The sequence below is a fragment of the Streptomyces coeruleoprunus genome (genome assembly GCF_039542925.1).
Taxonomy (GTDB): Bacteria; Actinomycetota; Actinomycetes; order Streptomycetales; family Streptomycetaceae; genus Streptomyces; species Streptomyces coeruleoprunus.
Map to the genome: position 1 here is coordinate 1,254,863 of NZ_BAABIT010000001.1, position 25,408 is coordinate 1,280,270.

The 25,408-nt window shown below is 71.1% G+C and carries 13 protein-coding genes and 1 pseudogene; 8 read left to right on the forward strand and 6 right to left on the reverse strand.

Translation table 11 applies throughout. From position 1 onward, the window contains the following. Positions 1-71: 71 nt before the first annotated feature. The 4 genes from ABEB09_RS05515 to ABEB09_RS05530 form a co-directional block, all read right to left on the reverse strand. Positions 72-722 (reverse strand): 4'-phosphopantetheinyl transferase family protein, encoded by a 651-nt coding sequence (locus ABEB09_RS05515; protein WP_345687666.1) that lies wholly within the window; start codon positions 720-722, stop codon positions 72-74. A 185-nt stretch (positions 723-907) separates the two neighbouring features. After that, positions 908-1,780 carry an aspartyl/asparaginyl beta-hydroxylase domain-containing protein gene (locus tag ABEB09_RS05520; protein ID WP_345687668.1) on the reverse strand — a complete coding sequence of 291 codons (873 nt, stop codon included), beginning with the start codon at positions 1,778-1,780 and terminating at the stop codon, positions 908-910. A 627-nt stretch (positions 1,781-2,407) separates the two neighbouring features. Further along, positions 2,408-3,979 (reverse strand): glycosyl hydrolase 53 family protein, encoded by a 1,572-nt coding sequence (locus ABEB09_RS05525; RefSeq protein ID WP_345687670.1) that lies wholly within the window; start codon positions 3,977-3,979, stop codon positions 2,408-2,410. Between the two features lie 97 nt (positions 3,980-4,076). Beyond that, on the reverse strand, positions 4,077-6,116 hold the full coding sequence (locus ABEB09_RS05530) for a beta-galactosidase (protein WP_345687672.1): 2,040 nt from the start codon (positions 6,114-6,116) through the stop codon (positions 4,077-4,079). 200 nt (positions 6,117-6,316) lie between these two features. Here ABEB09_RS05530 and ABEB09_RS05535 point away from each other — a divergent pair, with 200 nt between their 5' ends. The 5 genes and pseudogenes from ABEB09_RS05535 (at position 6,317) to ABEB09_RS05555 (ending at position 11,862) form a co-directional block, all read left to right on the forward strand. Further along, the gene (locus ABEB09_RS05535; protein WP_345687674.1) at positions 6,317-7,630 is read left to right on the forward strand and encodes an ABC transporter substrate-binding protein; all 1,314 of its coding nucleotides are present in this window, start codon (positions 6,317-6,319) and stop codon (positions 7,628-7,630) included. Then, positions 7,627-8,550, forward strand: a complete 924-nt coding sequence (locus tag ABEB09_RS05540) for a carbohydrate ABC transporter permease (RefSeq protein ID WP_345687676.1) — start codon at positions 7,627-7,629, stop codon at positions 8,548-8,550. The genes ABEB09_RS05535 and ABEB09_RS05540 overlap by 4 nt, the downstream gene beginning before the upstream one ends. Next, positions 8,547-9,452, forward strand: a complete 906-nt coding sequence (locus tag ABEB09_RS05545) for a carbohydrate ABC transporter permease (protein WP_345687678.1) — start codon at positions 8,547-8,549, stop codon at positions 9,450-9,452. Before ABEB09_RS05540 ends, ABEB09_RS05545 begins: the two co-directional genes overlap by 4 nt. 29 nt (positions 9,453-9,481) lie before the next feature. Then, positions 9,482-10,516 (forward strand): LacI family DNA-binding transcriptional regulator, encoded by a 1,035-nt coding sequence (locus ABEB09_RS05550; protein ID WP_345687680.1) that lies wholly within the window; start codon positions 9,482-9,484, stop codon positions 10,514-10,516. Between the two features lie 195 nt (positions 10,517-10,711). Then, a pseudogene (locus ABEB09_RS05555) lies at positions 10,712-11,862 on the forward strand (glycosyltransferase family 4 protein). Positions 11,863-11,880: 18 nt separating this feature from the next. On the opposite strand, the gene ABEB09_RS05560 reads toward ABEB09_RS05555, so the two are convergent. Both ABEB09_RS05560 and ABEB09_RS05565 read right to left on the reverse strand, forming a co-directional pair. Next, positions 11,881-12,018, reverse strand: a complete 138-nt coding sequence (locus tag ABEB09_RS05560) for a methionine/alanine import family NSS transporter small subunit (protein WP_345687682.1) — start codon at positions 12,016-12,018, stop codon at positions 11,881-11,883. Next, entirely contained in the window at positions 12,018-13,550 is a 1,533-nt protein-coding gene (locus ABEB09_RS05565; protein WP_345687684.1) for a sodium-dependent transporter, read from the reverse strand. The genes ABEB09_RS05560 and ABEB09_RS05565 overlap by 1 nt, the downstream gene beginning before the upstream one ends. 379 nt (positions 13,551-13,929) lie before the next feature. On the opposite strand from ABEB09_RS05565, the gene ABEB09_RS05570 reads away from it, so the two are divergent. From ABEB09_RS05570 to ABEB09_RS05580, 3 genes are all read left to right on the forward strand, one after another. After that, entirely contained in the window at positions 13,930-17,610 is a 3,681-nt protein-coding gene (locus ABEB09_RS05570; protein ID WP_345687686.1) for a laminin G domain-containing protein, read from the forward strand. Between the two features lie 108 nt (positions 17,611-17,718). Further along, positions 17,719-24,237 (forward strand): RHS repeat domain-containing protein, encoded by a 6,519-nt coding sequence (locus ABEB09_RS05575; protein WP_345687687.1) that lies wholly within the window; start codon positions 17,719-17,721, stop codon positions 24,235-24,237. 30 nt (positions 24,238-24,267) lie between these two features. Beyond that, a complete protein-coding gene (locus ABEB09_RS05580; protein WP_345687689.1) occupies positions 24,268-25,332 on the forward strand; it encodes a hypothetical protein in 1,065 nt (354 codons plus the stop codon). Positions 25,333-25,408 lie beyond the last annotated feature (76 nt).

Below are 25,408 nucleotides of genomic sequence, written 5' to 3' on the forward strand. Positions count from 1 at the left end.
TGACGCGTTCCCGCTGCCCGGAGCCTAGCGGCGTGATCGCCGCCAGGCAATGAAAAGCAGTCAAGAGTTGATCAACGAAAGGCGATGGCGGTCAACAGCAGTCCGTCCCGGTGCAGCCAGCGCCCCGAAACCTGAGTCAGAGGCCGGCCGGCAACCGCCGGAGGGGGCTCCAGAAGCCGTACGGAGAATGTGCCGCCGGGGTCGATGGCGATCTCGGCCCCGGAGAACTCCAGCGATCGCCGGGCGAGCGGGAACCACACTTTGTAGACGGCTTCCTTGCAGCTGAACAACAACCGGTCCCACGGCACCCGCGCATCACGCGCGCGGAGCCGCTCGAGAAGCGCTCGCTCCTTCGGCAGACCGATCATTTCCAGCACCCCGTCCGGCAGTGGCGCGCTCGGCTCGGCGTCGATACCCACGGCGTGCACCCTGCTGGCGCGGGCCACGGCGGCGGCCCGGTAGCCGGTGCAGTGGGTCATGCTGCCGACGACTCCGGCGGGCCAGGACGGCGCCCGGCCTGGGCCGGGCGGCAGCGGAACGGGCGGGATGCCCAGCTCACGCAGCGCCGCTCTGGCGCACTGCCGCACCGTCGTGAACTCGCGCCGCCGGGTCTGTACGGCACCGGCGATGGCCGCGCGTTCCTCGGCGAAGAGATCGGCGCCCCGGTCGTCGTCGAAGGCCTCGGCCGAGGCGACTTCGACGGGAAGTATGTCCTCGATCACGCTCTCCCCCAGAGCACTTTCTCTTCCCCGGCGCCCGCATGAATCCCATGGGGGCGCCATCCCCGGCCCGACTCTAACGCGAGCCGTTCCACGTCGGCCAGCTTTTCCCGAAACTGCTGGATCGTCAATTCTCCTGGGACGGAGGAGACACCGCCGGAGTAGTCTCCGAACTGCTTCCGCGCCTCTTACCAGGTGGTCAGGGAGAAGCGCTCGCCGAGTTCGCGCGCCCCAATGGCGAAGCCCTTGATCTGTTCGGCCTTCTCGACCATCTTGTCGTCGCCGGCCCGCTTCGAGATCCCGATCAGCCAGTCATAGGTGTCGGCGGGGTGGACGTCGTACGTGAAATGCAGCTTGGCCAGCAGGAAGAGGACGTCCCGGAAGTTCTCCCGCTCGATCACATTCGCCAGGGAGAGGATCCGCTCCCGGTGTTCCGCGGTGAACGGCTTGCGGTGCGGGATGTCGGGCGTGCCGCCCGGGGCGTACACGGTGGCGTCGGCGAACGCCTCCTTCTCGTCGAAATCCCCGTCGAAGGCCAGGTCGACGCAGAGCGACTGGCGGCTGAAGTCGGAGAAGTTGACGGCGGAGTGCACGGCGGCCGCGTCGAGGAACCAGATCTCACCGGGCCGCATGTGGATGACGGTGTCGTCGTCCGAGTGGAAGGCGAGCGGGCTGTCCTCCAGGACCATGAACGTCCGGAAGTACAGGTCGACCTCGCGGTCGAGTTCCACGAAATCGCGGTGCGGAATGACGATGGCGTTCTTCAGGTTCCGGGTGCGGGCCATCTGGAGCCGGTCGACATTGTAGACCGTGGTGATGATCTCGTTGAGATAAGGGACGTGCGCGGCATGTCCGGTCGGCTGTGCGGCGGCGCCGTCGAGGTCCCGGTAGAGCCGGTCCTCGCTGCCCCCGGTCGCGTTGTACAGCGGTATGTTCTTCCAGAATCCGTTGCTGAACTCGTTGTACTCCTCCTCCACGGTGGGAACCGTGGCGAGGTAGTCCAGGTCCTGCTTCAGCCGGTCCTGGTCGAGCTCGATCCTGCCGAGGATGTGGGAGCGCATCCGTCCTCCGTTTCGCGGGACACACTGTGGTCGGTTTCGTGTGCGAGGGGTGCCCCTCCGGCCGATGGAGGCGCTCAGGGGCAGTGCGCCACGCCATCGCGGAGGCTGGGTGACTTCCACGCCGAAGCCCGCTCCGGCATCGCCACCACAGTGATCGACGCCGGGTACCGGAAGTCGAACGGTGAATGAACAAATGGTCGGTGAAGCGGAAAGCGAGGTGTCCGCGCGTGGCGAGGAAACCGCGAAAAGGCAGGCACCGGCGAGTGCGCTGCGTCATTCCGCGGCGCTTGCGGCAATCACACGACCCCCCGTGTCCGGATCCCCCTGACTCACGGTCGACTTCACCCCCGAGGGGCGTTCGCAACCATGATCGAATGCCGGGGAGCCTATGCCAGGGGGATCTGACCAGTCAAGGAACGCCTCCATAGGAATAGACCTATGGGCGCGAGTTGACGCCACGTCAATATGGGGAATCCCTGCCTTCCCCCACGTCATCGCGACAGGCCGCATTCATGTCCTGTTGGCGTGATGGCTGAAAATCAACGCCCATGCCGGAACGGGGCGGTGGCCGGGAACGCACGAAGGGCGGGCCCCCCGAGGGAGCCCGCCCCGCGCACGGCGTGCGGATCAGCGGTGGTTGGCGAACCAGTTCGCCGCCGGCAGCAGCTTGTTGTCGTAGTCGAACAGGGCCTGGTTCTCCCAGCCGTTCCCGGAGGCCGGATCGGTCGGGTCCCAGCCGTTGCCGCCGACGGCGGTCCAGGTGGGCTCCCAGTAGACGATGCCGAGGCCGCGGCCGCCGGGGACGGCCTCCACCACGTTCATCACGTCGCGCAGCCAGGCCGCCTGGCCGGCCGGGGAGGCCGGGTAGCCGGAGACCAGCTCGCCGGTGGTGTCGATGATGTTCTCGTGGCTGTCCTTGCTGTCGAGGCGGAAGGGGTAGGCGGTCTCGACGACCAGGACCGGCTTGCCGTAGCGGGCGGCGGTGGCGTCCAGGTTGGTCTGGAGGTCGGACAGGGTGCCGTGCCAGTAGCCGTAGTAGGAGAGCGCGATGACGTCGAAGCTCACCCCGTTGGCGACCGCGTTGTCGAACCAGGTCCGGGTGCCGGCCGTGTCACCGCCCTTCGCCAGGTGCAGGGCGATCTGCGTGGACGAGGAGACCGCCTTGGCCGCGGAGATCCCGGAGTTGAGCAGCCCGGAGAGCTGGCTCCAGTTGGCGGTGGAGCCGTCGGGCCACAGCATGCCGCCGTTGATCTCGTTGCCGATCTGCACCATGTCGGCGGTGGTGCCCTGCGCCTTCAGCGCGTTCAGCACGTCGTACGTGTGGTTGTAGACGTCCGTGCGCAGCTGGCTGTACGCGTGGGAGGACCACGCGGCGGGCTTGGACTGGGCGCCGGGGTCGGCCCAGGTGTCGGAGTAGTGGAAGTCGACCAGCAGCTTCATGCCCTGCGCCTTGACGCGCTGGGCCATCTGCAGGACGCGGGCCTTGTTGTTGTAGCCGTCGGCGGGGTTGACCCAGACCTTCAGGCGGGCGTAGTTGGCGCCGGCCGACTTGAGGATGGCGAGCCCGTCGCCCGCCGTGCCGCCGGAGGTGCGGTAGACGCCGCCCCTGTCCTCGCTCTTCTTCAGTGAGGACACGTCGACGCCCTTGACGGGCAGGCGGGTCGATCCGGAGGTGAAGGTGACGTCGTCGACGTTGAGCCAGTTACCGGCGCTGGCGTCGGAGTTGATGCTGATGGTGCACTGGCTGTTGGTCACGTCGATCGAGGTGACCAGGCGTATCCAGGCGCCGTTCGGGGTCGGCGTGAGGTCGGTGCGCTGCTCGGCCGAGCCGCAGTTGCGCAGGGCCAGGTAGGCGGCGTTCTGCCCGCCGCTGGAGCGCACCCAGGCGCTGAGCGTGTAGGTGCCGTTGGTGAGCCCGGACAGGTACTGGTACGTCTCGACCTTGTACGCCGATGACGACCAGTGGGAGAGGCGGTAGCTGCCGCTGCGGCCGCCCGCCTCGGTGAACGAGGCGGAGTTCTGGCCGGTGGCGGAGTAGGTGGACCAGCCCGTCGTACCGGATTCGAACCCGGTGTTGGTGAGGGTGGAAGCGGCCTGCGCCTGCGGCGCGGCGAGCCCGGCGACGAGGAGGGTCCCGGTCGCCGTGGCGGCTCCGATCAGGGCCCGCAGGCCCCGGCGGGGGGTGGTGACGGCATGCATCGTCGATGTCCCTTCGACGTTGGAGGGAGGTTCCAGGTGGTGCCGTTCACCCGGGTGCGCCCGTGCGGCACGGCCGCACCCGGGGAGTCGCGTGGGGTCAGGCGTCGAGCCGTACGACCCGGACCGCGCCCGCGGGGACGGCGAGGTGTCCCGCGGTGTGCTCGCCGCCGAGGAGTTCCGTGCCGGGGGTGTCCAGCGGGACCTTGACGTCGTGCGCGGTGTGGTTGAGGACGAAGAGGTAGTCGCCGTGCTCGCCGGAGCGGCGCACGGTCTCGACGTCGCGGGGCAGCCCGGTGCGCGGCGCGATGCCGGCGTCCTCGCAGGCCGCGCCGATGATCACATCCAGCGCCGCGGAGTCCGGGCGGGTGGAGACGTACCAGGCGGTGCCCTCGCCGAGGCGGTGGCGGGTCACGGCGGGGTGGCCGGCGGCGAGCCCGTCGGCGTACGTCCACACGGTCTCGGCGCCGCGCGGTACGACGAACTCGCTCCACACGTCGCCGGTGAGCGTGGCGCCGTCCGGCCCGGTGAGGGTCACGCGCTGGTCGGCGAGGAGCGGCGAGAACTCCTCGACGGTGAGGCCGAGGACGTCGCGCAGGGCGCCGGGGTGGGGGCCCTCGTGGACGGCGTCGTGCTCGTCGACGATGCCGGAGAAGTACGAGACGACGAGGGTGCCGCCGTTCTCGACGTAGGAGCGCAGGTTGCGGCCGGCGGCTTCGGTGGCGAGGTAGAGCGCGGGGACGACCACCAGCGGGTAGGCCGACAGGTCGGCCTCGGGGTGGGCAAAGTCGACGGTGAGGTGCCGGTCGTAGAGGGTCTCGTAGAAACTGTCGGCGCGCTCGCGCGCGTCGTGGTCCTCGCTGGGGCGCCACTCCAGGTTCTGCGCCCACCAGGACTGCCAGTCCCAGACCATGGCGACGTCCGGGACGGTCCGGGTGCCGCGCACCGGGGCGAGCGATTCGAGGTCGGCGCCGAGGCGGACGACCTCGCGCCACACGCGGGATTCGGTACCGGCGTGCGGCACCATCGCGGAGTGGAACTTCTCGGCGCCGCGGCGGGACTGGCGCCACTGGAAGAACATGGCGCCCTCGGAGCCGCGCGCCACGTGGGCGAGGGAGTTGCGGGCCATCTCGCCGGGGCGTTTGGCGGGGTTGCGGGGCTGCCAGTTGACGCCGGACGTGGAGTGCTCCAGCAGCAGCCAGGGGGCACCGCCCGCGACGGAGCGGGTGAGGTCGGCGGCCATGGCGAGGTTGACGTGCGTACGGCGGCCGTCGGTGATCAGGTAGTGGTCGTTGGTGACCAGGTCGACCTCGCGGCCCCAGGCCCAGTAGTCGACGGAGTCGCACTGGCTGAGGGCGGTCATGAAGTTGGTGGTGACGGGGATGCCCGGGGCCAGCTCGTGGAGGATGTCCCGCTCGGCCGTGAAGTTCTCGCGCATGGTGGCGTCGGCGAAGCGGCGGTAGTCGAGCTGCTGGGCGGGGTTGCAGGCGGTCGGGGTGAGGCGCGGCGGGGTGATCTCGTCGAGGGAGCCGTAGCGCTGGCCCCAGAAGGCGGTGCCCCAGGCGTCGTTGACGGCGGCCACGGCGGCGGCCGGGTCGCCCGCCCCGTACCGGTCGGCCAGCCAGCGGCGGAAGTGGCCGGCGCAGGTGTCGCAGTAGCAGGCGGAGACGGGGACGCCGTACTCGTTGTGGACGTGCCACAGGGCGAGCGCCGGGTGGTCGCCGTAGCGGTACGCCAGCTCGCGGGTGATCCGGGCGGCGGCGGCGCGGTAGTCGGGGTTGCTGTGGCAGATCGCGGCGCGTGAGCCGAAGGCGTGGCGCACGCCCTCCCGGGTGACGGGCAGCGCCTCGGGGTGGGCCCGGTAGAACCAGGCGGGCGGCGCCGCCGTGGGCGTGGCCAGGTCGGCGCGGATGCCGTTCTCGTGGAGCAGGTCCAGGAGGCGGTCGAGCCAGCCGAAGTCGTAGCGGTCCCGCTCGGGCTCCAGCAGGGCCCACGAGAACACCCCGACGCTCACCATGGTGACGCCGGCCTCGCGCATCAGCCGGACGTCCTCCTGCCAGACGCTTTCCGGCCACTGTTCGGGGTTGTAGTCACCGCCGTACGCGAGCCGGGCGAGGCCCTTGGGAGTGGTCTCCGGCATGAATCTCTCCTGTGTCCTGTGCGGGTTCGATCGTATGGGAACGTGCACACACGCCAATCGATACAGCGATGCAACATAACCGCACAGGAACAACCATTGACAAGTGTCCGGAACGTTTCTCTACTGTGAACGCTCACAGAAGCATGGCAGGCCTCCCCCGTCGGAGCGGGGAGGCCCCTTCGGTCAGGGAGAAGCACCCCATGCCCCACGCGTTGCACCGCCGCCTCGCGGCCTCCGCCACCGCCGTCCTCCTCGGCGCCACCGCGCTCACCGCCTGCGGCTCCTCGGACGGCGGCGACGAGCCGGCCGCGTCCGGCCCCGTCTCGCTCACGTACTGGGCGTGGGCGCCGGGCATGGACAAGGTGGCGGCGATCTGGAACAAGAAGAATCCGGATATCAAGGTCACCGTGCAGAAGCAGGCGTCGGGCGACGACCTGGTCACGAAGATCATCACGGCGGCCAAGGCGCACCAGGCCCCCGACCTCGTCCAGGCCGAGTACCAGGCCCTGCCGACGCTCGTCAGCAACGAGGCCCTGGCCGACATATCCGCCGAGGTCAAGGGCGTCGAGGGCAAGTTCGCGCCGGGCGTCTGGCAGCAGACCACGCTCGGCACGGACGCGGTCTACGCGATCCCGCAGGACTCCGCCCCGCTGGCGTTCTACTACCGGGCCGACCTGTTCCGGCAGTACGGCCTCAAGGCCCCCACCACCTGGGACGAGTTCGCCGCGACGGCCCGCGCGCTGAAGACGAAGGCGCCCGACAAGGCCCTGACCACCTTCTCCGCCAACGACTCGGGCCTGTTCGCCGGCCTCTCCCAGCAGGCCGGCGCCACGTGGTGGACCGTCGACGGCCAGAAGTGGAAGGTCTCCATCGACGACGCCGCCACGCGGAAGGTCGCCTCCTTCTGGGGCGGGCTCGTCAAGGAGGGCGCCATCGACAACCAGCCGATGTACACGCCCGCCTGGAACAAGGCCCTCAACTCGGGCCGGCAGATCGCCTGGGTCAGCGCCGTGTGGGCGCCCGGCACCCTGAGCAGCGTCGCCCCCGACACCAAGGGCAAGTGGGCGATGGCGCCGCTCCCGCAGTGGACCAAGGGCGACAACGCGACCGGCAGCTGGGGCGGTTCCACCACGGCCGTGACCAACGACTCCCAGCACAAGGCCGCCGCCGCCAAGTTCGCCACCTGGCTGAACACCGACCCCGAGGCGCTGGCCGCGCTGGTGAAGGAGGGCGGCATCTACCCGGCCGCCACCGCCGCCCAGACCAGCGGCGCGCTGTCCGAGGCGCCCGACTACTTCGCCAACCAGCCGGAGTTCTACACCCTGGCCGCCGAGATCGCGAAGACCACCGCCCCCGCGTCCTGGGGCCCGAACGTGAACGTCGCGTACTCCTCCTTCAAGGACGCGTTCGGCAAGGCCGCCAAGGACAAGTCGGACTTCGGTGCCGCCCTGAGGACCATGCAGGACACCACCGTCGCCGACCTGGAGAAGCAGGGCTTCGAGGTCGCTCGGTGAGCAGGATCCACCAGAGGTCGTACGGGGTGAAGGCCGCCCCGTACGGCTTCCTCCTCCCCGCCGTCGTCCTCTTCGCGCTCTTCTTCGCCCTCCCCATCGGCTACGCGCTGTGGCTCAGCCTCCACCGCGTCGAGGTCAAGGGCCTCGGCCTGGGCAAGGGCGCCCGCGAGGAGGTCTGGGCCGGCTTCAGCAACTACGCGGCCGCGCTGACCGACGCCGAGCTGGGCCACGGCGCCCTGCGCGTGCTCGGCTACGGCGCCATCGTGGTGCCCGTCATGCTGGGCCTCGCGCTGCTGTTCGCGCTGCTCCTGGACACCGAGCGGGTCCGGGCGCGGTCGTTCTCGCGGCTCACGATCTTCCTGCCGTACGCCATCCCCGGCGTCGTCGCGGCACTGCTGTGGGGCTTCCTGTACCTGCCGGACGTGAGCCCCTTCCATTACGCCCTCGACGCGATGGGCCTGCCCGGCCCCGATCTCCTCGACGGCGGCGGCCTGTTCGTGGCCCTGGCCAACATCGCCGTGTGGGGCGGCACGGGCTTCAACATGATCGTGATCTACACCTCGCTGCGGTCCATCCCGGCCGAGGTGTACGAGGCGGCGAAGCTCGACGGCGCGACGCCGCTGCAGATCGCGCTGCGCATCAAGATCCCGATGGTGGCGCCGTCGCTGGTGCTGACCTTCTTCTTCTCCGTCATCGCCACCCTCCAGGTGTTCAGCGAACCCACCACGCTCAAGCCGCTCACCAACGGCGTGTCCACCACGTGGAGCCCGCTGATGAAGGTCTACAACGACGCCTTCCTCGGCGGGAACGTGTACGCCGCGTCCGCCACCGCCGTGGTCCTGGCCCTCGCCACCTTCGTCCTCTCCTTCGCCCTGCTCAGGGCCTCCGACTCCGGCTCCCAGCAGGGAGGATCCCGATGAGCACCCTCACCACGCCCGCCCGCAAGGCGGCCCCGGCCGCCGGCACCACGCCCGGCACCTCCCAGGGGCCGCCCCGGCGGATCGCCCTGCTGCCCACGGCCGTGCTGGTGCTCGGCGCGCTGTACTGCCTGCTGCCGGTGGCCTGGGTGCTGGTGGCCGCCACCAAGTCCAGCACGGAGCTGTTCTCCACGTTCACGTTCCTGCCGGGCAGCGGCTTCGGTGAGAACCTGACCGACCTCAACGCGTACCGCGACGGCATCTACTGGCAGTGGATGGCCAACTCCGGCCTGTACGCGGGCCTCGGCGCGCTGTTGTCGACGGTGGTGTCCGCGGTCTCCGGCTACGCGCTGGCGATCTACCGCTTCCCCGGCCGCGAGGCGATCTTCAAGGTGATGCTGGCGGGTGTGCTGATGCCGCCGGTCATCCTCGCCATCCCGCAGTACCTGCTGCTGGCGAAGGTCGGTCTCACGGACACCTACCTCTCCGTGCTGCTGCCGCTGGTCCTCTCCCCGTACGGCGTCTACCTCGGCCGGATCTACGCGGCGGCCGCCATTCCGGCGGAGCTGGTCGAGGCGGGCCGGATGGACGGGGCCGGCGAGTGGCGGATCTTCCTGCGGATCGCCGTCCCGATGATGTCCCCGGGCCTGGTGACGATCTTCCTCTTCCAGTTCGTCGCCATCTGGAACAACTTCCTCCTGCCGTTCATCATGCTCGGCGACGACGGCAAGTTCCCCATGACGGTGGGCCTGTTCACGCTGCTCAAGCAGGGTGCCGGCACCCCCGCCCTGTACACGCTGGTGGTCACCGGGGCGCTGCTCGCGATCGTCCCGCTCATCGCCCTGTTCCTCGTCATCCAGCGGTTCTGGAGCCTCGACCTGTTGTCCGGGGCCGTAAAGTCCTGAGCACAGGGGAACGAGAGGTGAACCAGAACATGGCCCACGGCCCAGAGGGCAGGCGCCGCTCGGTGACGATCCACGACGTGGCGCGCGAGGCGGGCGTCTCGCGCGGCACCGTCTCCCGCGTCCTCAACGGCGGTCACTACGTCAGCCCGGCCGCGCAGGCCGCGGTCGACGCCGCGATCCGCAGGACCGGTTACGTCGTCAACCGGCACGCCCGGTCGCTCATCACCGGCCGGTCGGACTCGGTGGCGTTCCTGCTGACCGAGCCGCAGGAACGGTTCTTCGAGGACCCCAACTTCAATGTCCTGCTGCGTTCCTGCACCCAGGCGCTGGCCGACCGGGACATCCCGCTGATCCTGATGATCGCGGGCACGGAGGGGGAACGGCGCCGCAACCTGCGGTACATCCAGGCCGGTCACGTGGACGGCGTGCTGCTGGTGTCGAGCCACTCCGGCGACCCGATGGCGGACCTGCTGCGCGAGGCGGGCGTGCCGGTGGTCGCCTGCGGCAAGCCGCTCGGGACCGCCGCGCGGGCGAAGGTCAGCTACGTCGCGGCCGACGACCGGGACGGGGCGCGGGAGATGGTGCGCTACCTGTACGCGTCGGGGCGGCGCCGGATCGCGACCGTGGCCGGTCCCGCGGACACGCCGGGCGGCGTCGAGCGGCTGGCCGGCTACCGCGAGACGCTCACCGAGTGCGGACTGCCCGTCGACGAGGCGCTCGTCGCGGTGGGCGACTACAGCCGGGCGAGCGGCGAGGCGGCCGCCGAACTGCTGCTGGAGCGGGCGCCCGACCTGGACGCGGTCTTCGTGGCGTCCGACCTGATGGCGCAGGGCGTGCTGGACGTGCTGGCGCGGGCGGGCCGGCGGGTGCCGGAGGACGTGGCCGTGGGCGGGTTCGACGACTCGCCCGCCGCGCCGGCGTCACGGCCCCCGCTCACCACGATCCGCCAGCCCTGGGACCGGATCAGCGCCGAGATGGTGCGGGTGCTGCTCGCCCGGATAGCGGGCGAGGACCCGGCCGCGGTCATCCTCCCCACGGAGCTGGTGCGCCGGGAATCCGCCTGACGCACCCGGCTCGGAGCGATTCGCCCGCATTCCGCCGAAGTGGCGCGTTTCATGATCTGAGACATGGAGAAACCCGATGATGCTCTGAGAGGATGAACGCCAGGCGCGACAGGGGGGTGTCGATCCGATGAGTGGTGTGTCGCCCGGACCTTTCGGCCTCGCCCGAAGTTCCCGACGAAAGCAGCGGCATCCGGTATGGCGACCACGCTGATCATCACCAACGACTTCCCGCCCCGGCAGGGCGGTATCGAGACGTTCGTCCACGCCCTGGCGACCCGGATGCCGGGCGACGTCGTCGTCTACACGTCGTCGGAGCCGGGGGCGGAGGCGTACGACGCGACGCTGCCGTTCCCGGTGATACGGGACCGGGCACGCACGCTGCTGCCGACCGGACGGGTCACCGCCCGTGCGCTGCGCATAGCCCGGGAGCACGGCTGCGACCGGGTGTGGTTCGGCGCGGCGGCGCCGCTCGCCGCGATGGCGCCCGCGCTGCGGCGCGGCGGGATACGGCGGATGGTGGCCACCACGCACGGCCACGAGATCTGGTGGGCGCGCACGCCCGGGGCCCGGCAGGTGCTGCGGCGGGTCGGCGAGAACGTCGACGTCGTCACGTACCTCGGGGAGTACACGCGCTCCCGCATAGCGTCGGCGCTCGGGCCGCGGGCGCGGACGAGCCGGCTGGTACCGGGCGTGGACGCGGGGGCGTTCCGCCCGGAGGGCATGGCGGACCTGGCGCGAGAGGTCCGCGACCGGCACGGCCTGGAGGGCAAGCGGGTCGTGCTGTGCGTGTCGCGGCTGGTGACGCGCAAGGGTCAGGACACCCTGATCCGCGCACTGCCCCTCGTACGGCAGGCCGTTCCCGACGCGGCCCTCGTCGTGGTCGGCCGGGGCCCGAGGAGCAGCGGCTGCGCGCCCTGGCGCACAAGCACGCCGACGGCGCGGTGGTGTTCGCGGGCGGCATGGACCACGCGGAGACGGCCAAGTACTACGCGGCGGCCGACGTGTTCGCCATGCCGTGCCGTACGCGCAAGGGGGGTCTGGAGGCGGAGGGGCTCGGCATCGTGTTCCTGGAGGCCGCGGCGAGCGGGCTGCCCGTCGTCGTGGGCGACTCGGGCGGCGCGCCGGACACGGTGGTCGACGGGGAGACGGGCGTCGTGGTCGACGGCCGCGACGTGGGCGCGGTCGCGCGGGCGGTCGTCCGGATCCTGCTGTCCCCGGACCGCGGCGAGATGGGCGCGGCAGGCCGCCGGTGGGTCGAGAAGGAATGGTCCTGGGAAGCCTCCGCCCGCCACCTCGCCACCCTCCTGGACCCGGACACGGACCGGCCCAGCGAGACCACCGCCTGACGCACGACGGCAGGCAGGTCATTCCGCCGGGCGGACGCCCGGTTCCAGGGGCTCCGGCTCGGGCGGGTGCGCGCGCAGGCGGATGATGGCGGCGGCGAGGCCGCCCCAGACGATGACGATGGCGATGATCATCATGACGATGGCGCCTGCGGACATCAGGGTTCCTTCCGATCGGCCGGGGCCTCCATGTCGAGGTCGATGTCCTCGCCGCCGGCCTTCCACGGCACGAGGCTGAGGACGACGCCGATGACCAGGGCGGCGAGGGCGACACTCCAGCCGGTGGCGAGCAGGAAGCCGGTGGAGTAGCCCTCGTAGTTCTCGTCGAACTCCTTGCGGACGCTGTCCACCATCATCCAGCCGAGCACGAGCGGGGTGATGACGCCGAGGCAGATGCGCCACCAGTGGCCGAGGCGGACGGCCGAGGTCGCGTCGGCGTGCTGCTGCAACGCGGGCAGCGCCCGGAGCACCCAGGCGATGACCACCAGGGCGACGAGGGCGGCGAGGGCGATTCCGTACTGGTTGATGAAGTGGTCGGACACATCGAGCAGATAGAGGCCGTCGTCCGTCGGGAAGAGCAGGATCGACACCAGCGCGACCAGACCGCCGACGCCGAACACGGCGGTGCGGCGCCGCATGCCGGTGCGGTCCTGCACGGCGGAGACGACGACCTGGACGATGGAGATCAGCGAGGTGAATCCGGCGATGACGAGCGAGAGGAAGAAGAGCACGCCGAACAGTCCGCCGAGCGGCATCTCGGAGATCACCGTCGGGAACGCCACGAAGGCCAGCCCGAGCCCGGACGTGGCGACCTCGCCGACCGGCACCCCGGCGCCGGCCGCCATGAATCCGAGCGTGGCGAAGACGCCGATGCCGGCCAGGATCTCGAACGAGCTGTTGGCGAACCCGGCGACCATCGCCGAGCCGCTGAGGTCGGCGCGCCGTCCCAGGTAGGAGGCATAGGTGACCATGATGCCGAAGCCGATGGAGAGCGAGAAGAAGATCTGCCCGTACGCGGCGACCCACACGCTGCCGTTGGCCAGCTCCGACCAGTCGGGCGAGAACAGCGCGTCGAGGCCCCGCGCGGCGCCGTCCAGGGTGAGCGAGCGGACCACCAGGGCGCCGAAGAACAGAACGAGCATCGGGATGAAGATCCTGTTGGCCCGCTCGATGCCGCGCCGGATGCCGAACGCCAGGACGACCAGGACGACGACCCACACGGCGATCAGCGGCCAGAGCACCCCCGGCACGTACGAGGAGATGCCCCCCGGCCTCTCGGCCACCTTGAGGAACGTACCGAAGAGGAAGCCCTCGGGGTCGTCCCCCCATTGCTGCCCGACCGAGAAGCCGACATAACGGACGGCCCAGGAGAGGATGACGGCGTAGTACGTGGCGATGACGAAGCTGACCATCACTTGCCACCAGCCCAGAGCCTCGGCCGGACGGGCCATGCGGCGCAGCGCCGCCGGCGGGGACATCCGGTACCTGCGGCCGATCGTGTACTCCATGATCAGCAGGGGGATGCCGGCGGTGAGCAGGGCGATCAGGTACGGCAGGAGGAAGGCCCCTCCGCCGTTCTCGTAGGCGATGGCCGGGAAGCGCCAGATATTGCCCAGCCCTACCGCCGATCCGATCGCGGCCAGCAGGAATCCGGTCCGTGTGGCCCACTGCTCGCGGGGCTGTTTCGCCATGCCGTGTCCTCGGGTGGTCGTACCTTCCGCCGAACTGGCCTGATGGCACGTTAACGCGTAGTCGGCGGTACGGCGCGCCGGGAGCCGCGTGCCGCCGCCGCGTCGCCACCCGCGCGGCACCCCTCCTTCGCCGTGGAAGGAGTGCGGGCCACTCCCGCCGACCCCCTCCCCCACCGGGTGACATGACATCAAATCAGCCATGCCGCTGGAGGGTTGGGGATTGTCCGGGTCCGGTGGAATATGGCCTGTCCATGACTTGCGACGCGCTGCGATCAAGTCATCACGATCACGTCACGAGATCTTCACCAGTGCGCCCACGAGGCCGTACGTTGCCCCACACATGATGTGTTCCGGTCAACTTTTTGAGGGGGATGTGATCATGAGGTGGGGGCGCCGTGACAACGGCGCGCATGGTAGACGGGCCCGTTGGCTGATTTCCGGTGTCGTATCGGCGGTGGTGCTCTCCGTGCTGCCGGCCGTCGGTTCCGATCCGGCCGCTGTCGCGGCCGCGGAGGAGACGACCGCGGAGCAGACGGAGGCGCGGCGCGCGCTGCGGGCGGCCAAGGAGTCGGGCCGGCGGGTCGAGGTCCTCGGGGAACGGTCCGAGCGCACGACCGTGTACGCGAACCCGGACGGGTTCACCTTCACGCTGGAGGAGTCCGCCGTCCCCGTCCGGGTCGCGAGGCCCGGCGGTGGCTGGCAGGCTCCGGACGCGACACTGGAGCGCAGGCCCGACGGAACGGTCGCGCCGAAGGCGGCCGCCGTCGCGATGGCGTTCTCCGGCGGCGGGTCGGACGACCCGCTCGTACGGATCGAGGAGCGCGGCCGGTCGATCGCGCTCGGCTGGCCCGGGAAGCTGCCCGCGCCGGAACTCGACGGGGACAGCGCCCTGTACAAGGAGGTGCTGGAGGGCGTCGACCTGAAGGTCACCGCCTCCGCCGAGGGCTTCCGGCACGTGCTGGTCGTCAAGACCCCGCAGGCCGCGGCCCGGCCGGAGCTGAAGCAGATCGACTACTCGCTGAAGGCGCAGGGCCTGCGGATCGTCAAGGGCGCCTCCGGGGCGCTCAGCGCCGTCGACGCGGACGGCCAGTGGGTCTTCCGCGCCCCGCCGGCCCAGATGTGGGACTCGGGCGCCGCCGCCCGTGCCCAGAAGGGCAAGCAGGCCCAGCGGGCTGCGGGCGCCGCCTCTGCCGCGCCGCTGCCCGGCGACCCGGCCGAGGCGGCCGCCCCGGCCGAGCCGGGTGTCGAGCCCGCCGCCGGTGACACCGTCACCACCATGGACGTCAAGGTCGGCCGCGGCTCGCTCGCCGTCGTCCCGAACGCCAGGATGCTCACCGGCACCTCCGCCGACCGCTTCCCGCTCTACATCGACCCCACCGTCACCTGGGGCGAGTCGGAGCGCACCCTGCTGCGCAGCGACGGCTACGAGTCGTACGGCTGGTCCAACGGCAGCGACAACGAGGGCCAGGGCATGGGCAAGTGCGGCACCTACGGGGGCTACTACTGCGGCCCCGGCTATGTGCAGCGCCTGTACTTCGAGTTCTCCCCGGCCAGCCTGAAGGGCAAGAAGATCCTCGACGCCACCTTCCGGGCGACCGAGACCTGGTCCTTCACCTGTGACGCGCGCTGGGTGGACCTCGTCCGTACGAACAACATCTCCTCCTCCACCACCTGGTCGTCGCGCCCGAGCGAGCTGGACTGGATGGTCGACCGGTACGTGTCCGCCGGCCGCGGCACCGCGTGCAGCCCCTCGCAGCCCGCCGCCGCGATCGAGTTCAACGACAACCCGGAGGAGACCAACGAGAACCTGCTGCCCACCGTCCAGAGCTTCGCGGCGGGCAAGTTCTCCCGGCTCACCCTGGAGCTGCGCGCCCACGACGAGACGGACACCTCCGCGTGGAAGCGCTTCCGCAACGACGCCGTGCTCGCGGTGAAGTACGTGGGCGTGCCCGCGACGCCGACCGAGGTCGGCGTGGTCGCCGGATCCAGCTACGTGTGCTCCACCAACTCCGCCGACCCGGACGTCGTGTCGGACCCGACGCCGCTGGTGCAGGGCAAGCCGCGCACCGCGTCCGGCGGCGAGTCCGGGGCGAACCTGCGGATCCGCTGGCGGACGGAGAAGTGGGACGGCTCGGCCTGGGTGCTCGCGCACACGGACCTCGACAGCCCGACCTCCGGGTACGTCGGCAACCTGGTCAAGCAGTCCAGGAGCCTGCCAACCCTCCAGGAGGGCGTGCCCTACCGGCTGAAGGCGCTGACCCTGTCGTACTACGAGGACGGCAGCAACCGGCAGAACTCCGGCTACAGCGCCGCCTGTTACTTCAAGGTCGACCCGACCGCGCCCAAGGCGCCGCAGATCACCTTCGGCACGCCGTACTCCGCGTGCACGCCCAACTCCTGCATCGCGGCCGGCGGCCCTGGCAAGGCGGGCACCTTCACCTTCGCCCCGGCCACCGGTGACACCAACAACGTCGCCTACCAGTACCGGCTGAGCCTCACCGACGCGTGGAAGCCCGCCGGCAGCGGCGCGACGGTCACCACGAGCATCACCCCGGCCCGTTCCGGTACGCACCGGCTGTACGTACAGGCCAAGGACACCGTGGGCCGCTGGGGCGCCCAGAGCGTCGTCGACTTCCTCGTCGCGCAGGGACAGGGCCCGGTCGGGCGCTGGCACTTCGACGAGGCGTCCGGTGCCGCGGTGGACTCCGCCACGGCCGCCGGCACCACCCGCCACGACGCCACCCTCGGGGGCGGCGCCGTCCGCGACGACCGCGGCCGCCGCGGTCTGATCACCCACGACGCCAACGGCGTCGAGCTGGCCTCGCCGATCACCGACAAGGGCCTCGCCCTCAACGGCACCACCGGGTACGCGGCCACGGCCGCCCCGGCCCTGGAGACCCGCTCGGCCTACACCCTGTCCGCCTTCGTCCGCCTGGACAACGCCGACACCTACGCGTCGGTGCTGGGCCAGCGCGGCCCGGACGGCAACCCGTTCGCCTTCTGGTACTCCGGCAACTCCAAGACCTGGTTCTTCGGCATCCGCAAGGCCGACGGCACCGGCTACTACGGCAAGCCCGCCGTGTACCCGGCGAAGACGGGCGTGTGGACCCACCTGGCCGGTACGTACGACCCGGCGGCCAAGGAGCTGAAGTTCTACGTCGACGGCCGGCTCCAGGGTGGCGCCGTCACCGTCGAGGGCTCGTACGAGTCGACGTACCCGCTGCAGATCGGCCGGCTCCAGAACGGCACCAGCAGCTACACGTACTACTTCCCGGGCTCGATCGACGAGGTCGCCGTCTGGCAGCGCGTCCTGACGCACCAGGAGGTCGCCGAGGAGGCGGAGCTGATCCTCTCCGACGGCTTCGCGGCGGCCGAGCTGGTGGCCGACTGGTCCGCCGACCGGGGCAGCGGCACCACCATCGCCGACACCACCTCCGGGTACGGCAAGACGCTCACGCTGACGGGCGCCACGCTCAGCGGCGGGGCCGTCGTGCTGGACGGCGTCGACGACTCGGCCACCGCGCCCGGGCCGCTGGTGTACGAGCACGCCTCGTTCACCGTGTCCACGCTGGTGGAGCTGGACGAGGCCAAGCTGGCGGCCAAGAGCGTCGGCTACACCGGCCAGGTCCTGGGCCAGCGCACCGCCGACGGCTCGTCCTGGGGCTTCTGGTACGAGCTGACCGGCAAGGAGACCGTCCTGAACGAAGAGACGCTGGAGGAGCGGACCGTACCGGTCGGCATCTGGCACTTCGGCCGGCGCAACGCGGACGGGACCTTCACCTCCGTCGTCTCCGACGAGGTGGCCGCCGTGGACAGCCCGGTCCGGCTGACCGGTGTGTACAACTCGCTCAACGGCACGATCAGCCTCTACCTCGGACACAACCTCAACGCGACGCCGAAGGCCTTCACCGTCGCGCTGGGCGAGGGCGAGTTCGCCGTCGGCAAGGGATTCACCGGTAGTGCCTGGGGTCACTACCTGCCGGCCCGCGTCCACGAGGCGCGTGTCTGGGTCGGTGCGATGGCCAGCTCCGAGCAGATCGACCACCGCATCGGCGACTAGTTCGCCACCCCAACGTGCGGGCGGGGCCCGAGGCCCCGCCCGCACCGTCGTCGTACGCACGTGTGCCCCACTCATACCTTCCATTCCGGTTCATGAGGGCGGAATTACATGTCATTCGGAAGACAACGACTCAGACGGCTCCTGATCGGCACGGTCTCCCTCGGCCTCGTCGTCCCCCTGGGCATGGCGCCGTACGCCGTGGCCCGGGAGGCGGACGGCCTCGGCCGGCCCGATGTGCCCAAGACCCGCGTCAGCAAGGTCGAGGCCGTGACCGGGCAGGGCGCCGAGAAGGCCCGGCAGCTGCGCGCCAAGGACGGCGCCGCCAATGCCTCGCAGGCGGCGAAGGCCCGGGCCGAGCGGCGGGCCGGCTGGCCCGGCGCCGGCGGCGCGACCCTGAAGGCGGGCGCCGCCGCGAGCACCGCTCGCGCCGGTGACATCCCGGTCACCCTCGCCCCGCCAGAGCGGGCCGCGGGCTCGCCGGCCGCTCGGCGGCAGGTGGCCGCCGCGGCCGGCGAGGCCCGGGTGACGGTCCTGGACCAGAGGGCCGCCGAGCGCGCCGGCATCACCGGTGTCCTGCTCACGGCCACCGCCGACACCGCCGGCCGCGCCCGGCTGAGCGTCGACTACGGCGGCTTCGCCGGAGCGATCGGCGGCGGCTGGGCGCAGCGGCTGCGCCTGGTGCGGCTGCCCGGCTGTGTGCTGACCACGCCGGAGAAGGCCGAGTGCCGCAAGCCGACCCCGGTGGCCTCGCGCAACGACATCCGCCGGCACACCGTGTCCGCCGAGGTCGCGCTGGGCGCGACGGACCCCGCCGACAGCGGCCCGGCGCCGCAGCTGCTCCCCGCCGCGTCCACCGCCACGGGAGCCACGGTGTTCGCCGTGACCGCGGCGAGCGGCAGCGAGTCCCCGGCCGGTACCGGCGACTACTCGGCGACCGAGCTGAAGGAGTCCTCCTCCTGGGAGGCGGGCGCCAGCTCCGGCGCGTTCACGTGGTCGTACGAGTTCACGACCGCGGAGCCGGCCGCCGGGCCGAGCCCGGACCTGACCCTGTCGTACGACTCGGGCAGCGTGGACGGCCGTACCGCCACCACCAACAACCAGTCCACGTCGGTCGGTGAGGGCTTCTCCCTCACCGAGTCGTACATCGAGCGTTCCTACGGCCGCTGCGACGACGACGGCCACACGGACATCTACGACAGCTGCTGGAAGTACGACAACGCCACCCTGATGCTGAACGGCAAGTCGTCCCGGCTGGTCAAGGACGGCACCACCGGCAAGTGGCGGCTCCAGGGCGACGACGCCTCCACGGTGACCCGCTCGACCGGCGCCGACAACGGCGACGACAACGGCGAGCACTGGACGGTCGTCACCGGTGACGGCACCAAGTACGTCTTCGGCCTCGACAAGCTGGACGGCGCCACCACCCAGCGGACCAACTCCACCTGGACCGTCCCGGTCTTCGGCGACGACTCCGGCGAGCCCGGCTACTCCGCCGGCTCCACCTTCGGCGAGCGGTCCCTGACCCAGGCATGGCGCTGGAACCTCGACTACGTCGAGGACACCGACGGCAACGCGTCCACGTACTGGTACGCCAAGGAGACCAACTACTACAAGAAGAACAAGGCGACCAAGGCGAGCGCCGCCTACACGCGCGGCGGCTACCTGAAGGAGATCGCGTACGGTCTCCGCAAGGGCGCCCTGTTCACGGACGACGCCGACGCCAAGGTCACCTTCGGCCACGCCGAGCGCTGCACCGCGGCGGACTGCTCCTCGCTGACGAAGGAGACCGCCCACAACTGGCCGGACGTCCCGTTCAACGCGATCTGCTCGCAGGACGACACCGAGTGCAACGCCTCGGCGCCGTCCTTCTTCAGCCGCAAGCGGCTCACGGCGGTCCACACGCACGTCTGGGACGCCGCGTCGTCGGCCCACAAGCCGGTCGACTCCTGGACTCTCACCCAGCAGTACCTCGACGGCGGCGACATCGGTGACTCCAGCGACCAGGTCCTCACCCTGAAGTCGCTCCAGCGCACCGGCAAGACCGGTACGGACATCACGCTGAACCCGCTGTCGTTCACGTACCAGATGCGGCCCAACCGGGTCGACGCGACCGACAACATCCTGCCCCTGACCCGCCCCCGGCTGTCCACGATCACCTCGGAGACCGGCGGCATCACCACCGTCACCCTGTCGGGCGCCGAGTGCGTGCGCAGCGAGGTGCTGGGCGCGGCCGAGGACACCAACACCCGCAACTGCTACCCGCAGTTCTGGAACATCAACGGCGCCGAGGAGGCGTCGATCGACTGGTTCCACAAGTACCGCGTCGTGGCCGTGACGATCTCCGACCCGGCCGGCCGGAACGACGTCGTCGAGCACGCGTACGCGTACAGCGGTGCCGCCTGGCGCTACAACGACGAGCCGATGACCCCGAAGGCCGAGCGGACCTGGTCCGACTGGCGCGGCTACCGCGAGGTCACCGTCTACAGCGGCGCCCTCGGCACCACCCGCGGCAAGGCCGTCTCGCTGTTCATGCAGGGCATGCACGGCGACAGGAAGAAGGACGGCACCACCAAGTCGGTCTCCGTCGCGCCGCTGGCGGAACCGGCGCTCGGCGTCGCCGCGGTCACCGACAGCGAGCAGTACGCGGGCCAGCTGCGGCAGACCGTCTCGTACAACGGCACCACCCCCATCACGTCCACCGTCAACGAGCCGTGGTCCAGGGAGACCGCCCGCCAGGACGTCCCGGACGCCGCCGACCTGGTGGCCCGGTTCTCCGGGGTGCAGAGGACCACGGAGTACACGTACCTCACCGTGCCGAAGACCTGGCGCTCCACCGCCACCGCGACGACGTTCGACGCGTACGGCATGGAGAGCACCAAGACGGAGTACGGGGACACCGCGAAGAGCGGCGACGAGACGTGCACCCGCACCTGGTACGCCCGCAACGACGCGGCCGGCATCACCAACCTGGTGTCCCGCACCCGTACGGTCGGCAAGGCCTGCTCCGTCACCGACGCCGGTCTGACCCTGCCGGCGAACAAGGACAGCCGCGGCGACGTCATCTCCGACACCGCCACCGTCTACGACAACGCGGGCGCCACCGGCTGGACCGCGAACCAGACGCCGACCACCGGCAACGCCACCTGGGAGGGACGCGCCACCGGCTACGCCGCGACCGCCGACGTGAGCGGCGACCGCAACCCGACCGGCTGGCAGACCACCGAGGTCACGACCTACGACACCCTCGGCCGCCCGCTGAGCACGAAGGACGCGCTCGGCCAGACCTCCAGCACCGCGTACACGCCGGCGACGGCCGGTCCGCTGACGAAGACGATCACGACCGACACGGCCGGCCACCGCGGGGTCACCTACCTGGACCCGCTGCGCGGCCAGCAGACCGCCACGTACGACAAGAACCTCAAGAAGACGGAGATCGAGTACGACGCGCTGGGGCGGATGACGGCGGTCTGGCTGCCCAACCGCAGCCGTGGCGGCGGCTACTCCCCCAGCAAGAAGTTCACGTACGACATCAGCAACACCAAGCCGTCCGCCGTGGGCACCCACACGCTGAAGGCGGACGGCACGACCTACAGCAGCGAGTACACCCTCTACGACGCGCTGCTGCGGACCGTGCAGACCCAGCAGCCCACCGCCCAGGGCGGCCGGCTGCTGAGCGAGACCCGCTACGACAGCCGCGGCAAGGCGTACGAGAACCACGCGGACATCTTCGACAACACGACCACGCCCAACGGCACGTACACACGTGCCGAGTACGGCCAGTCGACCAAGCAGTCGGAGACGGTCTTCGACGGCGCCGGCCGCGAGATCAGCAGCACCCTCTACACCTTCGGCGTCAAGAAGTGGACGAAGACCACCTCGTACACGGGTGACTCCACCGCCGTCACCGACGTCGCCGGCGGCGTCGGCAAGCGGACGATCACCGACGCCCGGGGCCGCGCCGTCGAGGTCCGCGAGTACGCGGGCCCCGACCCGTCGGACACGCAGTACGGCGGCACGCTCGGCACCGCGTACACCTCGGTGAAGACGGCGTACGCGCCGGACGGGAAGAAGACCACGATCACCGGTCCCGACGGGACCGGGTGGACGTACACCTACGACCTGTTCGGCCGCGAGAAGACCGTCAAGGACCCCGACAAGGGCACGTCGTCCAACGACTACGACGCCCTCGACCGGGTCGTCAGGACCACCGACTCGCGCGGCAAGTCGGTCCTCACCGCGTACGACGCGCTGGGCCGGGTCACCGGCACCTGGGCCGGGTCCAAGACGGACGCCACCCAGCTCACCGAGCGGACCCACGACACGGTCCTCAAGGGCAAGCCGTCGACGTTCACCCGCTTCGTGGGCGGCAGGGCCGGCCAGGCGTACACGACCAGGATCACCGCGTACGACAGCCTGTCCGACCCGATGACCACGCGGGTGGAGCTGCCCGCGGGCGACCCGCTGGTGCAGGCCGGCGTGCCGTCCGTGATCGAGTACGGCATCTCCCACCGGCTCGACGGCGAGGTCGAGTCCATCGAGGAGCCCGCGCTCGGCGGACTGCCCGCGGAGATCATCGACTACGACTACACCGAGACCGGCCAGGTCAGGAAGGTCACCGGCGCCACCGGATACCTGCTGGCGGCCGACTACTCGCCGACGGGCCAGCCCCAGCAGCTCGCGCTCGGCACGGCCAACACCGAGGCCACCAAGAAGATCTACGTCACCAACACCTACGAGGAGGGCACCGGGCGGCTGACCCGCAGCCATGTCACGGACCAGACGCACCCGTACATGCTGCAGGACCTCAACTACGGCTTCGACCAGGCCGGGAACGTCACCTCGATCAGCGACCCGACCGTCATCGGCGGCCAGAGCAGCGCGGAGACCCAGTGCTTCGCCTACGACGGCCACCGCAGGATGACGGAGGCCTGGACCCCGGCGTCCCAGAACTGCGCCGACGCGCGCAGCGCGGGCAGCCTCTCCGGACCGGCCCCGTACTGGAACAGCTGGACCTATACCGGCGCGGGCCAGCGGGCGACGGAGACCCGGCGCGACGCCACCACCTCCGTCACCGACACCTACTGCTACAACCGGACGGCCCAGCCGCACACCCTGGTCGGCATCACCGCGGCCGGCGACTGCGCCGCGCCGCAGCGGACGTACACGTACGACACGTCGGGCAACACCCGAGGCCGTCCCGGTGACAAGGGGCAGCAGGACCTCGTCTGGAACGAGGAGGGCAAGCTCACCAAGCTGACCGAGGGCACCGAGGTCACGGACTACCTGTACGACGCCGACGGCAAGCTCCTCATCCGCAAGGCCGCGAACGGCGAGCGGATCCTGTACGTCGGCGCCACCGAGGTGCACCTGCGGGCGAACGGCACGACGTGGGCGCAGCGCACGTACAAGGCGGGCGACCAGGCCGTCGCGGTGCGGACGAACGAGTCGGGCACGAACAAGCTGTTCTACCTGGCGGGCGACCACCACGGCACGCAGAGCCTGGCGATCGCCTCGGACGCCACCCAGGCGTTCACCAAGCGCCAGACCACTCCGTTCGGCGACCGCCGCGGCACCGGCGTCGGCACGTGGCCGACGGACAAGCGGTTCCTCGGCAAGACCGCCGACGACGCCACCGGACTGACCCATGTCGAGGCGCGCGAGTACGACCCGGCGATCGGCCAGTTCATCAGCGCCGACCCGCAGCTCAGCCCCGACCAGCAGCAGTCGCTGAACGGCTACGCCTACGCCAACAACAACCCGGCCACCATGGTGGACTCCACGGGTCTGATCGTGCCCGAGTGCCGCGAGGGCCTGATCGAGTGCAAGGGCGGCGTCCCGGTCACCAGCGGCAGCAAGAACAAGGGCGGCGGCGGCAAGAAGAAGTCCGGCGGCTCCGCCAAGGGCAGCGGTGGCGGCGGAGGGGGCGGCGGCACCGCCGGCACCAGCGCCACCTGGGGCAACAGCCTCGCGTGGGGCGCCTGGCAGGGCACGAGCGCGTTCGTCTTCACGTACACCGAGGACGCGGCCTCCCGCCGGGCGGCCTACCAGAGGGCCGACGCCATGGCCCGCCAGAACGCGCTGCGCATGGCGAGCGTGTACGGCTGGAAGGCCGCGGCCCAGTGGGCGGTGGACGAGCGGAACGCGCTGAGGTCGTGGTTCCGGTCCCCGATGGACGACTGGCTGCTGCCCAGGGCGCGCGGTGCCCGCGACTTCCCGACGTACGACTTTCTCAGCAACGAGCGGGGGAAGACGGACAAGCAGATCGTCGAGAGCGCGGCGAAGACCAACCCCAAGGTCAACCGGATCAACCAGATGACCAAGTGGGGCGGTCGCGGCCTCCTCGGCCTGGACATCGGGATCGGTGTGTACAACACCGTCACGGCGCCCGAGGGCGAGAAGGTGCGCACCGCGGCCCGTGAGGCCGGCGGCATCGCCGGTGGTCTGGCCGGCGCGAAGGCCGGTGCGGTGGCCGGTGCCTGGGTCGGCGGTGCCATCGGCAGCGTCGTGCCCGGTGTCGGTACCGTCGCGGGCGCGGCGATCGGCGGCATCGTGGGCGGTGTCGGCGGAGCCATCGCCGGCAGTACCGTCGGACGCAAGGTCGGCGATTTCCTCGGAGGGTTGTTCTAGCCGGTGACCGCACAGTCACAGGAGCCCGCGGTGTCCGTCCTCGTGGCGGACACCGCGGGTGTCTCCTACGCAGAGATCCGTGCCGGTGAGCTGCACCGGCTCCGCCCGGTGCCGGGGGACGCCACCCGCACCGTGGGCACCTCCCGGCGGGCGGTGCGCCACGAGCGGGGGCTGAGCGTGCTCGCCGAGGTCCGGGAGAGCGATGTCCCGCTCCTGGCCGGCTCCTCGCCCGACGCGTCGGACCTGCGGCCCGTCCCGGTCACACCGGGCGGGCCCGCCCCGGTGGTCGTGAACGGGGTGGCCGCCGACGGCACCGCCCTGGCCACGGTCGAGCACCCGGACCCGGGCCGGCTGCAGGGGCCCCTGTACGCCCTGCCGTGGGGTGCCGCCGAGTGGCGGCGCCTGCGGGTGCCGGACACCTTCAGCCTGCTGTGGGTGGCGGGCTCCGACGGCGGGACGGTGTACGTCGTGGGGGCCACCGGGGCGCCCGGCGCGTCGTCGGTGCTGGAGATGCGTCCCGCCCTGTTCGCGGTGGACGTGGCGGGGGGCGGGGTCGCCGAACTGCCGCTGCCGGCCCGCGGGCCGGAGCGTCCGCTCCGGGACCGGCTCCGGCTGGAGAGCATCGATCCTTCGGTGGGCCGCCTGGAGCACGGGGCGTTCCGCGGGGACGTGCTGGTCGCGAACGCCTCGTACGGTGAGGCGTTCGAGTACGAGGTCCTCCACGCCGTCGACCGGAGGCGGGGCACGTGGTCCACGGCACGGCTGCGGCGCGACGACGCCGTGGCCGACCAGTGGGTCGACGCGCACGGCACGGCGTACGCCGTCACGTCGGGCGCCGAGCTGTGGACGTCGCGCGGGGGCGGGGCGTGGCAGCGCCTCGCCCTGCGCCCGCGGCTGGCGGGCCTGCTCGGGGTGGACGCGGCGCGGGCCGGGCTCGGCGCGGCCGCGTTCGTCTCGGGCCGGCTGCTGATGGCGGCCGCGGGTGCGATCGTGTCGTGCGCCCCGGACGGGACGGACCCGCGGGTGCTGTGCCGGTACGGCGGCGACGTGCGCGTCCATACGTTCGTCCGGCCGCCGGCGGGTGCGCCGCGCTGACCGGCACTCCCCTCCCGCGCGAGGCCCCTTCACCCGGACGGGTGAGGGGGCCTCTGTCGTGCGGGGGCCGACCGTA